The sequence below is a fragment of the Flavobacterium johnsoniae genome (assembly GCF_001879205.1).
GTDB lineage: Bacteria > Bacteroidota > Bacteroidia > Flavobacteriales > Flavobacteriaceae > Flavobacterium > Flavobacterium johnsoniae_A.
In genome coordinates this window covers 25,760-40,483 of record NZ_MLFK01000010.1, presented here as the reverse complement: position 1 = coordinate 40,483, position 14,724 = coordinate 25,760, and the positions used below count along the sequence as shown (strand labels likewise).

At 36.1% G+C, this 14,724-nt stretch carries 15 protein-coding genes and 1 pseudogene; 6 read left to right on the top strand and 10 right to left on the bottom strand.

The annotated features are described in order from the left end of the window. Window positions 1-51: 51 nt before the first annotated feature. Window positions 52-1,074: an SDR family NAD(P)-dependent oxidoreductase gene (locus BKM63_RS19245; RefSeq protein WP_071638208.1), complete on the bottom strand. Its 1,023-nt coding sequence runs from the start codon at window positions 1,072-1,074 to the stop codon at window positions 52-54. A gap of 155 nt (window positions 1,075-1,229) precedes the next feature. Between BKM63_RS19245 and BKM63_RS19240 the strand changes: the two genes are divergently transcribed. The 3 genes from BKM63_RS19240 (at window position 1,230) to BKM63_RS19230 (ending at window position 4,878) form a co-directional block, all read left to right on the top strand. Then, a complete protein-coding gene (locus BKM63_RS19240; RefSeq protein WP_071638207.1) occupies window positions 1,230-1,868 on the top strand; it encodes an NAD(P)H-binding protein in 639 nt (212 codons plus the stop codon). Between the two features lie 143 nt (window positions 1,869-2,011). Continuing rightward, window positions 2,012-2,608, top strand: coding sequence for a biliverdin-producing heme oxygenase (locus BKM63_RS19235; RefSeq protein WP_071638206.1), 597 nt, complete (start codon window positions 2,012-2,014; stop codon window positions 2,606-2,608). Beyond that, complete coding sequence (locus tag BKM63_RS19230; protein WP_071638205.1) at window positions 2,608-4,878, top strand: ATP-binding protein; 2,271 nt, start codon at window positions 2,608-2,610, stop codon at window positions 4,876-4,878. The genes BKM63_RS19235 and BKM63_RS19230 overlap by 1 nt, the downstream gene beginning before the upstream one ends. A 6-nt stretch (window positions 4,879-4,884) precedes the next feature. Here the strand turns inward: BKM63_RS19230 and BKM63_RS19225 are convergent, their stop codons facing one another. The 3 genes and pseudogenes from BKM63_RS19225 to BKM63_RS24125 all read right to left on the bottom strand — a co-directional run bounded on the left by BKM63_RS19225 (window position 4,885) and on the right by BKM63_RS24125 (window position 7,170). Further along, complete coding sequence (locus BKM63_RS19225) at window positions 4,885-5,805, bottom strand: phytanoyl-CoA dioxygenase family protein (RefSeq protein WP_071638204.1); 921 nt, start codon at window positions 5,803-5,805, stop codon at window positions 4,885-4,887. 531 nt (window positions 5,806-6,336) lie between these two features. Next, window positions 6,337-6,879, bottom strand: a pseudogene (locus tag BKM63_RS19220) (glucosamine-6-phosphate deaminase); the annotation flags it as partial. A 90-nt stretch (window positions 6,880-6,969) separates the two neighbouring features. After that, window positions 6,970-7,170 (bottom strand): hypothetical protein, encoded by a 201-nt coding sequence (locus tag BKM63_RS24125; protein WP_431733029.1) that lies wholly within the window; start codon window positions 7,168-7,170, stop codon window positions 6,970-6,972. Between the two features lie 7 nt (window positions 7,171-7,177). Here BKM63_RS24125 and BKM63_RS24120 point away from each other — a divergent pair, with 7 nt between their 5' ends. Continuing rightward, on the top strand, window positions 7,178-7,486 hold the full coding sequence (locus tag BKM63_RS24120) for a hypothetical protein (protein ID WP_431733028.1): 309 nt from the start codon (window positions 7,178-7,180) through the stop codon (window positions 7,484-7,486). Window positions 7,487-7,499: 13 nt separating this feature from the next. On the opposite strand, the gene BKM63_RS19210 is transcribed toward BKM63_RS24120, so the two are convergent. From BKM63_RS19210 to BKM63_RS19195, 5 genes are all read right to left on the bottom strand, one after another. Next, window positions 7,500-9,488, bottom strand: a complete 1,989-nt coding sequence (locus BKM63_RS19210) for an ATP-binding protein (RefSeq protein WP_071638203.1) — start codon at window positions 9,486-9,488, stop codon at window positions 7,500-7,502. A gap of 46 nt (window positions 9,489-9,534) precedes the next feature. After that, window positions 9,535-10,611, bottom strand: coding sequence for a calcium:proton antiporter (locus BKM63_RS19205; protein ID WP_071638202.1), 1,077 nt, complete (start codon window positions 10,609-10,611; stop codon window positions 9,535-9,537). Between the two features lie 116 nt (window positions 10,612-10,727). Continuing rightward, the gene (locus tag BKM63_RS19200) at window positions 10,728-11,042 is read right to left on the bottom strand and encodes a hypothetical protein (RefSeq protein ID WP_207539279.1); all 315 of its coding nucleotides are present in this window, start codon (window positions 11,040-11,042) and stop codon (window positions 10,728-10,730) included. A gap of 80 nt (window positions 11,043-11,122) precedes the next feature. Next, a complete protein-coding gene (locus BKM63_RS23695; RefSeq protein WP_165608789.1) occupies window positions 11,123-11,275 on the bottom strand; it encodes a hypothetical protein in 153 nt (50 codons plus the stop codon). A 90-nt stretch (window positions 11,276-11,365) separates the two neighbouring features. Beyond that, a complete protein-coding gene (locus BKM63_RS19195) occupies window positions 11,366-12,016 on the bottom strand; it encodes a DUF1349 domain-containing protein (RefSeq protein ID WP_071638201.1) in 651 nt (216 codons plus the stop codon). 164 nt (window positions 12,017-12,180) lie between these two features. On the opposite strand from BKM63_RS19195, the gene BKM63_RS19190 reads away from it, so the two are divergent. Beyond that, window positions 12,181-12,951, top strand: a complete 771-nt coding sequence (locus BKM63_RS19190) for a response regulator transcription factor (RefSeq protein ID WP_071638200.1) — start codon at window positions 12,181-12,183, stop codon at window positions 12,949-12,951. A gap of 82 nt (window positions 12,952-13,033) precedes the next feature. Beyond that, on the top strand, window positions 13,034-13,228 hold the full coding sequence (locus BKM63_RS19185; RefSeq protein ID WP_071638199.1) for a hypothetical protein: 195 nt from the start codon (window positions 13,034-13,036) through the stop codon (window positions 13,226-13,228). Window positions 13,229-13,432: 204 nt separating this feature from the next. On the opposite strand, the gene BKM63_RS19180 is transcribed toward BKM63_RS19185, so the two are convergent. Further along, the gene (locus BKM63_RS19180; protein WP_071638198.1) at window positions 13,433-14,653 is read right to left on the bottom strand and encodes a DUF763 domain-containing protein; all 1,221 of its coding nucleotides are present in this window, start codon (window positions 14,651-14,653) and stop codon (window positions 13,433-13,435) included. Window positions 14,654-14,724 lie beyond the last annotated feature (71 nt).

Below are 14,724 nucleotides of genomic sequence, written 5' to 3'. Positions count from 1 at the left end.
TTTAAGAGAACTAAAGGTAGCATTTTTGACGGTATTTTATATTTAGATTTTTTACTCACAAATTTCAAAGGACACTCCTAAAAGGCGTTCGGTTAAATCCCATAATCTTTTAGCATTATCCTGATCTAACGAATAAGGCTGAACACCGCGTATTGTTTCAGGTTCATCAAATTTATGTTCGATGTTACCCAAATCCAGTTCGGCGATATCAGCATCTTCGCAATAAACCCCTCCTATATTTTCCAGCAGAGGACTTGTTGCACACCAAACCGTTGTCGCAGCGCCCTGAGAAAGTGTTTTCAACAAAGCAGCCACTTCAGGTTTTAAGTTTCCGTCCTGATCGTGAGTCCCTATTTGTTTGAATAATTCGATAGGTTCTTCTCTCCCTAAATCGGTGCCGAGAACACTTCCAGGATGAAGCGAATAGGCTCTCACATTGAAATCTTTAGCACGATTGTCTAATTCTAAAGCAAATAAATTGCACGCTGTTTTCGATTGCCCGTAACCTTGCAGTGTTTGATATTCGCGATAAAGAAAATTGGGATCATCAAAATCAAATGGCGCCATTTGGTGGCCGTAAGAAGATACGTTTAAAACTCTTGCTCCGTTTGCCTGCTTAAGTGCCGGCCACAATCTGGCAGTAAGCTGAAACTGCCCAAGATAATTCGTTACCAGTTGAGATTCATAACCTCGGGAATCTCTGCGTAACGGTACCCACATAATACCGGCATTATTGATAAGAAGGTGAAGCGGTCTGCCGGATGCGAGAAATTTTGCAGCAAAGGAATCAATAGAATCAGAATCCATAAAATCTAAAGATTCTAATTCGACATTAGCAATGCCTTCCAGATTTTTTTGTGCTTTTGCAGTATCACGTGCAGCCACAATAACAAGCGCTCCCGCTTTAGATAATGTTTTGGTTGTTTCCAGTCCAATTCCGGTGTGTCCGCCGGTTACAATGGCAACTTTTCCGGTTAGATCAATTCCTTCAATTACTTCTGTTGCTGTTGATTTTGCATTAAAACCGGAATGTAAAGGTTTTTGCATTTTTCCCTGATAATTATTTTGTTCCATTTTATTTAAACTTTAAATGTTATGAGGCAAAATTAGATAGACACCAGGCTTTCGATTTTGTTTAAAACGTCAATTTTACTTTGTTTAAAATGTCATCCTGTTTTGGATAATTTTATTACCTTTAATTCTGCGCAAGAGTCTATTAAAGTTATTTTATGAAAGCATTGGTAATAGGAGCTACAGGCTCAACGGGAAAATTTTTAGTAGAACAGCTTCTGGAAGATCAGGAGTATACTTCTGTGGTAACATTTGTAAGGAAATCATCCGGCAAGGAACATCCTAAATTAACGGAACACATCGTCAATTTTGAAAATATCGATTCTTTCAAAGATTTAATAACGGGATATGTTTTGTTTTCCTGCCTCGGAACAACTTTAAAAGCAGCCGGGTCCAAAGAAAATCAATGGAAAATTGACTTTGATATTCCTGCAGCATTTGCTGTTGCGGCCAGACAAAATGATGTAAAATCGTTTGTATTGATTTCTTCCTATGGGGCTTCTGCCCAAAGCAGTGTTTTTTATTCTAAAATGAAAGGAAAACTTGAAGATCACATTCAGGCACTTCATTTTGAACAGTATATTATTTTCAGACCCGGACCTTTGGTACGGGAAGATTCAGACCGATTGGGAGAAAAAATAGCAGTCAAGGTAATTCGTATACTGAACGGAATTGGTCTTTTTAAGAAATTTAAGCCGATGCCGACACCTCTTTTGGCAGAAAAATTAGTAAAAGCTACTAAGACTCTTACATCTGGAACTACGATAGTTGAGCTTGAAAGAATCTTTGAATTTTAGTTTCGGCAGATAAATAGCGCAATTGAAAAGAAATTGGTTTAGCATTTTAAGTAATTGGTCATGTTTTTTTATAAATTTGTTTTGAGAGAAAAATAACCACTTATTTTAACTCTTCCTAAACTCCAAATAATATTTATCTTAATATGAGCACAACTTCTTTACTATCGTCAGATTTTCTAACAGATATAAAATCCCAAACGGCAGATTCTCATAAAAAATTAGAAAATCTTTCGGTTTCGGCATCTATATTATCGCCAGATATGAAAATAGAAGATTATATTCATTATCTAAGTCTGATGCACGATGTTCATAAAAATACAGAGGATATTGTTTATCCGCTGCTTTCGGGTATCATTGAAGATTTAGACGACAGAAAAAAGAAACATCTTATTGAGGAAGATCTTTTATTTCTTCACCACAATAAATCTACCGCACATAGAGTTTTTGATAAAACAAATATGACAGTGCCTTTTGCTCTTGGAGTATTTTACGTCATTGAAGGTTCGAGTCTGGGCGGCAGGTTTATTTTAAAAAATATTGTAACCAATCCGGAGCTCTCTAACGATCAGGGTGTATCTTATTTTAAAGGTTACGGAGACAAAACAGGCAGTTACTGGAAAAATTTCCTCAATGTACTGGCAGCATACGAACAGGATAATAATTGTGCAGATAGTATCATAGAAGGAGCTGTATATGCTTTTGATAGTATTTACAATCATTTTGAGAGCATAGAAAAATAATGAATATTAAAGATATAGTCAATCGTGATCTTGTTACACTAACCAACTGCGAACATGAACCCATACATATTCCGGGGAGCATACAAACCCATGGTTTTTTAATAGGTCTTGATCCTGATTGGAAAATAGATTTTTGTACAGCAAATATTTCCTCATTTGTCGATTTACAGCATACTGATGTTTTGGGGAAGAATTTCACTACTGCTTTTGGTTCAAAAGCACAGGAGCAGATTTTAGATTATATCAATAAAGATAAGGTTCAGAATGTATTTCCGCTCGAAATTAATCTGCTCGAAAAATTATTTCAGGTCAGCATACACAAAAGCCAGGATATCTATGTTTTAGAAGCTGAACCAAAATTCCCCGACCGAGAAAAACTCGCTGATGTTTATACTCAGACAATCCAGTTTGTAACACAGATGAACAACACGACTTCTCTAAAAGATTTGTGTGCGCTTGTTGCCGAGGGAACCCGAAAAATCACAGGTTACGACCGTGTAATGATTTACAGGTTTGATGAGCAGTACAACGGCGAAGTATTTGCCGAAGATTGCAGAGAAGATCTTGAACCATTTCTAGGACTTCATTATCCGCATACTGATATTCCGCCTCAGGCCAGAGAACTGTATATAAAAAATCAGCTCAGGCTTATTGTGGATATTGATTATCAACCGGTTCCCATATTTACGATTGATGATAAAGAGAATAAAAATCTTGATTTGAGTCTTTCTATTCTTCGGAGCACATCGCCAATTCATGTCGAATATTTAAAAAATATGGGCGTAGGGGCTACACTTACTATTTCGCTTATTCATCATGACCGTTTATGGGGATTAATTGCGTGTCATCATTATTCTAAAAAGAATATTTCGCCCGAAATTAGATTGGCAGCGAAGCTTCAGGGACAGTTTATAACATCTCAGATTGATATTAGACAATCTAATGATGAAAACGTAAACGCCAGAAAAACGTCGCTGGCGCTGGAAGAACTAACAAGTTTAGAATTACCGCTTTCAGAAGAGTCATTAGAAACTATTATAACCGCACCGCAATTGCTGCAGATCTGCAATGCATCAGGAGTTTCTATTTCTATAAAAGATAAAATATACACGCATGGTTTAACGCCGTCTGATGAACAGATCGTAAGGTTAACAGCAAAAATTAACGATCGTATTTCTGATAAAACATTTGCCACCAATAAACTGAGTGATTATTTTCCGGATATGGAACAATGCTCAGATTTTGCAGGTATAATTTATCACTCGCTGGATAGTGCTAGCCATATCATCTGGTACAGACCCGAAACTATATCTGAAATTAACTGGGGAGGCGATCCGGAAAAAGCAATTATAAAAGACAATACAGGACTGCATCCCAGAAATTCATTTAATATTTGGAAACAGATTATAAAAAATCAAAGCAATATCTGGAAACAATATGAAATAAATGCGGCAACCCATTATGCACACAGCGTTCATAATCATTTGATGATGATAATGCTAAGTGAAGAAGAAGAGAAATACCGCACACAGAGTGAAATTCTCAAAGAAACCAATTCAGAACTAGAAAACATCAACTGGATTAGTACGCATGACCTGCAGGAACCGCTGAGAAAAATTCAGTTAATTACCTCAAAAATGCTTACAGAGCTTGATGTTATTCCGCTGGATTCTGTTTCTAATTCTTTAGTACGCGTATCAAAATCAGCAGGCAGAATGAGAATTTTGCTCGAAGATATTTTGAAGTATACCAGAATAAAAAACACCAGAGATGCTTTGCAAAAAGTAGATTTGAATGAAGTTTTGCAGGCGACTATAATTGAGATGAATGAAGATATCACCGAAAGTAATGTTGTAATTGAGAGCGAAAGCCTTCCGGAAGTGTATGCGCTCAACTTTTTAATGCGTCAGTTGTTTTCTAATATCATACAAAACTCATTAAAGTATGCCTCGCCTGATCGATTTCCGGTTATTAAAATAACAGCTTCTAAAGATCCGGAACTCATAGGGCATCTTAATAAAATTTACTGCCACTGGGTTAATTTTTCTGATAACGGAATTGGGTTTGAGCAGCAATATGCCGAAACGATTTTTAAAGTCTTTACCCGACTGCACAATCAGGATCAATATACCGGATCCGGAATAGGACTGGCATTGTGTAAAAAGATTATGCAGACTGTAGGAGGCAATATTCAGGCTGTTGGAAAATTGGGAGAAGGCACAGAGATAAAAATTTATTTTCCCTGCGATCCCAAAGAATCTCTTTTGTAAAAAAAATCAGATCCATTCTCCGGAAGCATCATGTTTGTTGGGCAAATAGGTAAGGTATTGCACCATTCTTGGTGTTTCACCTTTATTTGGCGTAGCACAATGCGGCAATGCATTATTCCATATAATAAAATCGCCTGCATTACCCAGAATAGGTTGTGCTTTTAAGGTTTCAACTGCTTTATCTCTCGGGTTTTCATTTGGTGCAAGATTTTCTATCCAATTACTTATTTTATTATGAAATCCGGCAACGCAATGAAAAGCACCATCGTCCGGCCCGCAGTCTGTTAGATAGAGCAGACCCTGAAGCGCAAAAGGCATAGGCTGTTTTAAGCTGGCATCCCAGTGAAGTTTGCTTCCCAGGAAAGTAAAATCCTCCGTTTCGGGTGGATTAAAACTTACTTTATCGATCGTTTTATAGATATTCGTTGTTTTATAAAGCTGTTCGTAAGCTTTTTTTATTCTGGGCGAAAATCGGTTTTTGTTTAACGTTTCATGATCAGAGAAGTTAAGCATCAGTCCTTTTTGGTTTTCATGTCTTTTGTACCAGGTTTCTTTTTTGTTGGGATCCATTTTTAAATACTCCCAAATTGCCTTTTGCGTCGCTTCGCAATCCGCTTTTGAAATCGCATTTTTTACTACAATATAACCGTTCTCATTCCAGAATTCAAGATCTTTTTCAGATAAAACATCACCTATATCATCTTCTTTATCTGTAGTATTGTGCTGCTTTCTGTTGTTAATCCAGTTTTTGAAAGTTTCGAAATCAGGTTTTTCAAAATATAAAAACTGCAAAGTATCTTCCATACCAATACCCAGCTGATACAAAGTTTTAATTTCCAGATCCCAGTTTTGAGTTACAGGCGCATCTTGGGGGCCTGAAGGCTGTAGAGCACGTTTCCATAAGTTTTCAAGGATATTCCAAGGCATGATTTCTATTTTTTGGTTGTTGTTTTTGGTTTGTTGTTCCGAGTCAGGATAAAAACAAGGTTTATTTTAGGTGAAATTAAAAAAAGAAAACGAGTTGAACCTCAGTAATTATACGCAATTTTTCTTTTGCTTTTGTTGTAAGGCAAAACCCAAATGTAACGCAGGGAGTTTTGGCAGCATTGCATTTATTTTTAAAATTTCAAATAAATTATGCTTGATAAGATAATACAATTCTCAGTTAATAATACATCTTCAAAAATTGTGATTAAAAATGCTTACACGCTTTTAATGACTTTTATGAACGGAGGGGATGATTAATAAAAAAATAATAAAAAAGCTGTCTCAAAAAGACAGCTTTTTTGTAAGCTTCAGAGAAGCAAAATAGTTATAGCAAAGCATAAATGTTTACAACATAAAGCTCCGGAGGAGCGGCATATTTTTTCAACGGTTTTTATATATGTCGCTCCTCCGGAGCTTTTTTAATTGTCTTGTTGTAATTCTATAAAAATTTCACCCCGCTGGGGTTTTAAATTAAAACTCCCATCGTACAAACGCTTCCATAGCAGCATAATGTGCTAAACCAAGCTGATTGTATAATTGAGCTGTTTCACTGTTTCGATCTTCGGCTCTCTGCCAAAATTCTCTGGCATCAGTTCCCTGAAAAACAACACCGTCTTTCTGCGATTGATGTTTGAAAATTCCGTGGCGTTTTGCCAAAACCTGATCCGGGCTCATTGGCACTGCCATTTCGACTTCGTCAATTCCCCATTCCTTCCACGCGCCTCGGTAAAGCCAAACCCAGCAGTCATTCATAAAAGATTTTGGTTTTAAAGTTTTTACAGCCTCAAAAATAGCATCAAGGCAAACTTTGTGCGTTCCGTGCGGATCGGCCAAATCTCCTGCGGCGTAAATTTGATGTGGTTTCACTTTTTCGATCAAATCCATTGTCAGCTGAATATCTTCTTTGCCTAAAGGTTTTTTCTCAATTGCTCCGGTTTCATAAAAAGGAAGTTCCATAAAATGAATTTGTTCGTCCGGTAAACCCACAAAATGACTTGTAGCACGGGCTTCTCCTGCTCCATTTCAAAATAAAACAAACTTATCTGTAAACACTCAATCTGCAGAAGACTTTCCTGATTTTACGATTGAAACGACTAATGTTAATCATGTTTTTTGGATAAAAGAAATTTGCGAAGTTACCTTATCATCTGCCATAGCAAGAGGAACAGGAATCTCCGGAGGATCTCCTGAACTGCTCAAGGAAAAAATAAAAAAAGGTGAAGCTGTTATTGCTTTTGCCACAGATGGAACCTGGGCAGGATTTTCATTTATATCTTCCTGGGATAATAACCAATTTGTTTCCAATTCCGGATTGATCGTAGCACCTCAGTTTAGACATACCGGACTTGCAAAAAGAATTAAAAGGAAAATATTCGAATTAAGCCGTCAAAAATATCCGGAGGCCAAAATATTTAGTTTGACAAGTGGTCTGGCAGTAATGAAAATGAACCACGAATTGGGCTTTGAACCCGTAACCTATTCAGAACTCACTTCTGATGAAGCTTTTTGGGAGAATTGCAAATCGTGTGTCAATTGCCCCATATTATTGAGTAAAGAAAGAAAAAATTGTTTGTGTACGGCAATGCTTTATGATCCTAAACAAAAAACGGCCGGTATGTGACCCGGCCGTTTTTTTATAATTCTTTTAAAGTTTTAATGACTTCAGCCATTTCAGCATGCAGGTTGTTTATTCTTTCTAAGGTTTGAGGGCTGTACTGCTGTAATTTGGCTTCTTTTTCAATAGTAGATAAATAATGACTCTGGTCTTTGAGCATAAAGATGTCAAAACTGGATTTCATATTATGAGAAAGTCTCATTATCGTATCATGGTCGTTATTGTTGAATGCTTCGGCTAACTGAATCACTTCAGTTGGAATTTTTTCGATAAAGAGGCTAATCATATCTTGTTTAAAGCTGCTGTCACCGCCTGATACTTCATCTAAAAATGAAAGATTTATTTTTGAATTTGTTTCAACCGGAATGTTCTTGCTGGTTACTTTTCTGATGGCTTCTAAGAGAGCGGCCTGTTTAAATGGCTTCGGAATGTAAGCATTCATACCTTCTTTAAAACAACGTTCCTGCTCACCAACAAGAGAGTGAGCGGTCATGGCTATAATAGGAATGGTAAGCTTTAATTCATTTCTAATAGAATATGTAGTTTGATACCCATCTCTAAGAGGCATTTGAAGATCCATTAGTATAAGATCGTATTCGTTTTTTAATAATAATTCTATTCCTTCTTCACCATTTCCGGCAATGTCTAATTCAAAACCAAAATTATCGATAACATTCTTTACCAGTTTCTGGTTTAAAAGATTGTCTTCGCAAAGCAGTATTTTAAGTTTATCAATGTTTATGGGCAATAAGGGTTCTGCTGCTGTTTCAATATGATCTGTTTTTTTATAAGTAAGCACGAAGAAAAATTCAGAACCTCTTCCTTGTTTGCTTTTTACATGAATTTCAGAATCCTGTAGTTCTATTAATTGTTTTACAATATTAAGACCAAGGCCAGTCCCGCCAAATTTTCGGGTTGTACTTTCTTCTGCTTGCGTAAATCTTTCAAAAATGGCCATTAATTTATCTTCCTCAATACCAATACCGGTATCTTTAACAGAGAACCTCAGCGAATAGTCACTTTCTGTTTCATGGGTCTTTTTTACAGAAACCGTTACTTCGCCTTCTTCAGTAAATTTAAGCGCGTTTCCGGTAAGGTTAACCAGTATTTGGTTTAATCTTCCCTGATCTCCAATTACCATTTCAGGCATATCAGCATCAAGAAATAAGTTAAATTCAACTCCTGCAGGAACTTTTACTTTTAATAAATCGTAAATGTGTTTGAGTGTATTTTTTAAATTGAATGGCTGTGCCTCAATAGTCAGATTGCCGGATTCGATTTTAGAAAGATCCAGAATATCATTAATGATCAAAAGCAGATTTTCCTCGGCAATTTGCACGCTGTCAACATAATCACGCTGCGCTGCATCTAATTTTGTTTGGGCCAATAGGTCTGTAAATCCAATAATAGCGTTTAAGGGCGTTCGGATCTCGTGGCTCATATTAGCCAAAAAACTATCTTTTGCCAATACCGCACGTTCTGCAATTTTTTTCTGAGCGGCCAGTTCGATATTTTTTGTTCCCAGTTCAAGCTGATTCATAATGTGCTTTGCGACAATCGAAAGGGCATTGCGCTGGTTTTCGTTCAGTTCTTTAGAAACGTGGTCGATTGCACAAATGGTTCCAATATTGTAACCATCTGGTGTAGTAAGCGGTACTCCGGCGTAGAACCTGACTTTTAAACCGCCTGTAACATTAGGATCATTTTTAAATCTCTCGCTTAAAAAAGTATCGTTTATTTCCACCATTTCAGATTCTAGAATGGTATACTGGCAGAAACTGATTTCTCTCGGAACTTCTGATACTCCTATTCCTATTTCAGATTTAAACCATTGTCTGTTCTCATCAATAAATGAAATATGGGCGATAGGCACAGAACATATATAAGAGACAAGTTTAGTGGCATCATCAAAAGCATCTTCTGGAAGTGTGTCAAGTATATTATAACGTTTTAAAGCGGCAAGGCGTTCTAATTCGTTGTGTGGTAGGGGCTGTTCTGCGATATTCATTTTATTGGGGGAAATAAAGTGCAAAAATAAGAATAATATTAGGACATCAAGGATATATCATTAGGAATATAAATGCAAACAGATTAACAAGAAGAACAACTCCATATACAATATTAGATTTTCCTTTACTCAGTGAGAGCATTACGGTAAATACAGATAAAGCCAGCAAAACGATCGATTTTATATCAAGTCCAAGGATAATTGGCATATCCATCATAATACAAACTGCGGCAACACTCGGAATGGTTAAACCAATACTTGCCAAAGCAGAACCCAGGGCTAAATTAATACTGGTCTGCAGCCTGTTTTTTCTTGCGGCGATTATAGCGGCAATGGCTTCCGGCAATAAAATAATGATGGCTATTACCACTCCAACTAAACTTTTTGGAAGACTGTAGCTCACAATTATGCTTTCTATTGTTGGAGAAAGCGTTTTGGCTAATAATACCACAATCCCTAAACTAACGATCAGGAAAACGAGGCTTGTATAAAATGTTTTATTGTTAATTATGATAGGCTCGACAACATCTTCATTTTCATCATCCCCAACGGTTAGAAAATATTGGCGGTATCTGCTGGTCTGCGCAAATAAAAATGATGAATAAATAACAATACAGGCAATAGAAGCAAAAAAAAGCTGTGGTACTGAATAATAAGATCCCGAAACGCTTTCTGTAAAAGTAGGAAACACTAGAGTAAATACTATGATAGAAACCAGGGAAACCAAACCAATGGTAACGGAGGAAGGAGAAAAATTTTGTTCATAATGTTTTAACCCGCCAATTAAAAGACACAAACCGATAATTCCGTTAAGAATAAGCATTGTGGCGGCATAAACGGTATCTCTGGCAAGAGAAACTGCTTCCGGGCCATCTGACATCATTAAGGATATAATAATGGAGACTTCGATCACGGTTATTGAGATAGCCAGAATAATGGTTCCGTAGGGTTCACCAACTCTTTCTGCTATGATTTCTGAATGATGTACGGCCGACATTACACTCAAAATTAATAAAATACTTGCCGCAATTTGAAATATACTGCTGCCTTCTATAAGTCCGCTAAAGAAAAGAATCCAGGATAATGCCGGAATGATGATGGTCCACTGAAGTAATTGTTTCATTTATTCTAATTTAAAATTTAACCTATGCCTCTCCAACGTCTTGAAAAATCAGCATTTTTTGATTTTGTAAGATAGGGCTTTTTTGCGGTAGTTAACAAAAAAACAATGTTAAGAGATTAAATTAGAGTTGCTTTTTGACCCTTTTTTGACCTATTTGCTTTTTTAATCTGACTCTTTCTTCTTATTAAACTGTAATCACAAGCACCATTTACGGCATATTCTATTTTAAATTCAGCAAGAAGCTGGGCAATAATTTCCATAGTAGCGTTCTCGTCAAGTCCAATTTGTGCTCCGAGATCTAAGACGTTATGGTTTCCATTGCTTTTAATTAAAGCATTTAGAAATCGATCTTTATCTCGTATTATTTTAATTTTTTTCTGAAACGTATAAGTCATTCTCGTCAAACTATACATTAAGTGTTTGCTGTTCATGATTGGTGTTTTTAAACATTGCCTTGCAGTAAAAAAGCTTATGCAGCAAGGCAATTGGTTTGAAAATCAGATTTTTTAAGTTAATATTCTAATGTCAACGGGCCGCATTCAAATTTGATCGTTTCGGTTTTTATTGTTTCATGAATTAAGCGGTCTTCGTTTTGCTGGCAGAAAGCTTTTTGGCAAAGTGCAAGAATTGTTAATACGAGATATAATAAAAATTTTGTGCTCATGGTTTGGTTTTATTTGCGGTGCGTTAATGATAGTTGTCTGTGCTACAATAGAATAGACTCTAAACAGCTGTAAATGTTACACTAAAAAAATTATTGATTGTTTTTCAGCCATTCTAAGCGTCTTTGATCCGGTAGATGCGTAATTTTAAAATCTTCAAAAACAGCAGTGAAACCTTTTCCATCCGGACTTGCTGCCATCATACCCACCTGTACCGTTTTATGCTCCGGAAAGTATACTGTATTTGTCATCGTATAATTAATTCCATCAATAGAATAAAATATTTCTACTGCATCTAATCGGCGTACGGCTTTCATCCAGACATTTTTAGGTTTTTCCTTTAAGCCCATTACGCTCCATGAACTTTTATCGATGGTGTGAACCGTACTTATATTATAAACACCTTCTACATATTCAACTCCAGTTTTAATATAATTGTTTTCATCTATTCGCAGCATTAGGCATACCTGGTCAAATCTGGTTTTATAAACACCGGTCATTTTTACAACAGCTTCAAATTCACCGCTTCTTTCTGTATATAAAAACGGTCCGTCGTATACAGTAAATCCGTAATGACTCTTATTCCAGTAATCAGACTGGGGTGTTACCTGCATAGTAAGTTTGTTGTCTTTTATTTCCCACTCAGACGGCTCATTAAGCCAGTGCATTGCATTTAACTTTTGAGCATTTCCTTTTACTGCCATAATGCCAATAAAGATTAAAACGAAGTGCAATTTTTTCATGATTTCTTAAATTTGAATTTTATTAATAATTTACAAAGTAGGCGATTCGTTATTTTTACAGCAATAGTTATTTATAACCATTTTGCGTGGAGACGAATTTTTTGTCTATTTTTAGCAGTCCCAATAGTAATTCCTATTATAGAGAAAATAAAAGAATTAAGGTTATGAATCCTATTTCGAAATTAGAAGATCAATTTTCTTTTGAATCCATTGACAGTCCTGATAAGCGCAGGGAAGCACTGCAGGAGGCTGTTCAAACCATGAAAGAGTACGTCAAAATAGATCACTCCGTTGCAGTGTTGTCTGATCTTGCCGACAATAAAAGCTATATTTTTACCGGTGATTTTGGAAGTTTTTTTGAAATGGATACTTCCGGATACTTAACAATCGATTCTATTTGGGAAGAAGATATTTATCAGCGTATTCATCCGGAGGATCTTTTTGAAAGACATCTTTTGGAATTGGAATTTTTTAATTTCTTAAAAACACTAGAGCCGGAAGAAAGATTGAATTATGCAACGAAATGCAAAATCAGAACCTTAAACAATAAAAAGGAATATCAGCGTATTCTGCATCGCAGTTTTTATCTTAAAAACAGTTCAGAGGGAGGCTTGTGGCTGGCTGTTTGTCTCTACAATTATTTATTTGAAAAACATACGGCAGTAACAGGAATTGATGGAAAGATTATCAATACCAAAACCGGAGAAAGCATTTATGTGGATACGTATGTAAATTGCAGATTGCTGCTGACATCGCGCGAAAAAGAAATTCTGATACTTATTAGTAAAGGCGAAATCAGTAAAGTAATAGCCGATCAGTTAAATATAAGTATCAATACTGTAAACAGGCACAGACAGAATATTCTGGAAAAACTAAATGTAAATAATTCTATTGAAGCTGTACGAACTGCTGATGCTTTAAATTTACTGGCTTAAATTTTATAACTTTTATAAACGATTATATAAGCCTTTCTGCTGGTCTTTTGAGTAATTTTATTAAAACTTAAAACTGCAGAACATGAAAACAAATAATCAAAATCCGAATAACGCTAAAAAAAGCGGTTCAGATAATCGAAGCGACACGAGAAAACATCAATATCAAGATCACGATGAAGTTTTAACAAACGATGAAAATTATGATGTTGATACACACAAATTTAAAGGTAAAAAACCCGATTTTGATGATAAATTAAATAATGAAGAAAAGAAATAAAAGCTTCATGAACATTAAAATTGAGTTATTGTGTGAACCAATATTAAAAATTAATTGTAACACGGATTCCACGAATTTGGACAAAATTCAATAGTGAAATAGTATTTCACGAACGAATTAGTGACCATTAGTGCAATCCGTGTTATTGTTTTATAATTGTCTCAAACCGTACAATTTGAGGCTTTTTTATTTGATCTTGATAATTTAAAATAACTCGAGTTGATTTCCCGGATTTATAGATTTCTTTTTAGGAGGTTTGGCATCACCAAAAACAGTTCTGCCTCCATATTTATGCGATTCATCCCGTTCTCTTTGAACTAAGGCATCAAAGTTAGAATTGGGGGTAAAGCTTTCTTCTGCTTTTCTCGAAATCTCAGATAATTTGCGAATAGCTTCTATTTTATCATTGTTCCCAATTTTAGCACGATTTATGGCTTTTTGCAAAGTATTAATTGTTTCATCGTAGATCTTTACCGGAACAGGAAACGGATGTCCGTCTTTTCCTCCGTGAGCAAATGAAAAACGTGCAGGATCTTCAAATCGGGTAGGAGTGCCGTAAATTACTTCGCTTACCAATGCTAATGACTGCAAAGCTCTTGGTCCCATTCCTTTTAAAAGTAGCAGTTCTTCAAAATCTTCCGGTTTGTTTTCATGAGTGGCCCAAAGCATGGCACCGAGTCTTTTCATATTAACATCTTCCATCCTCACATCATGATGAGCGGGCATTGAAAGATGCTGCATCTCCTTTATGATTTTAACCGGAGATTCTTTTGTTAATTCTAAAATTCCTTCTCTTGATTTTGCTGCTGTCTGGGCCGTAAGGTTTAAAATTGCACCTTGATTTTCGCCATAAATAAAGGTATGAGGTTCTTCTACAAAAGATTTTAAATCCTGCGAATGCCAATGATATCTTCTGGCAGTTTTAGAATTTGGATTCATTCCCTGCTGAATAACCGCCCATTGACCTTTATTATCAACAATAAAATTATGCTGATACAATTGAAATCCGTCCTGAATGGCCGTATTATCTACCTTAGCTGTAAGTCTGCTGCAGTTTGCAAGATTGATGCCGTCAAGCCCTGTTTTTTCGCCTACAAACAAAAGTTCCTGTGGTGTCAGCATCGAATGTTTTCCTTTTCCGCCGCAGATATAAATCCCGAGTTCTTTCGAATGCGGATTTACGGATTTTTTTAATGCACCAAGTACCGAAGTTGTAATTCCGGATGAATGCCAGTCCATTCCCATTACGGCGCCAAAGCTTTGAAACCAGAAAGGATTACTTAGTTTGCTGATCACCTCTGAAGTAGAAAATTCCATTGCAATCGTTTCTACAATGGCAAAACCCAGTTTAGACATGCGTTCGGCCAGCCATAATGGAACATGCCCATAATGCAAGGGAAGATCTGCTGTGCCGGAACGTTTCATGTGATAGGATTGAATTTATACAAAAATACGAAAAAATACACGTAATTTTAGGATTGCTTTTATGGTTGGAT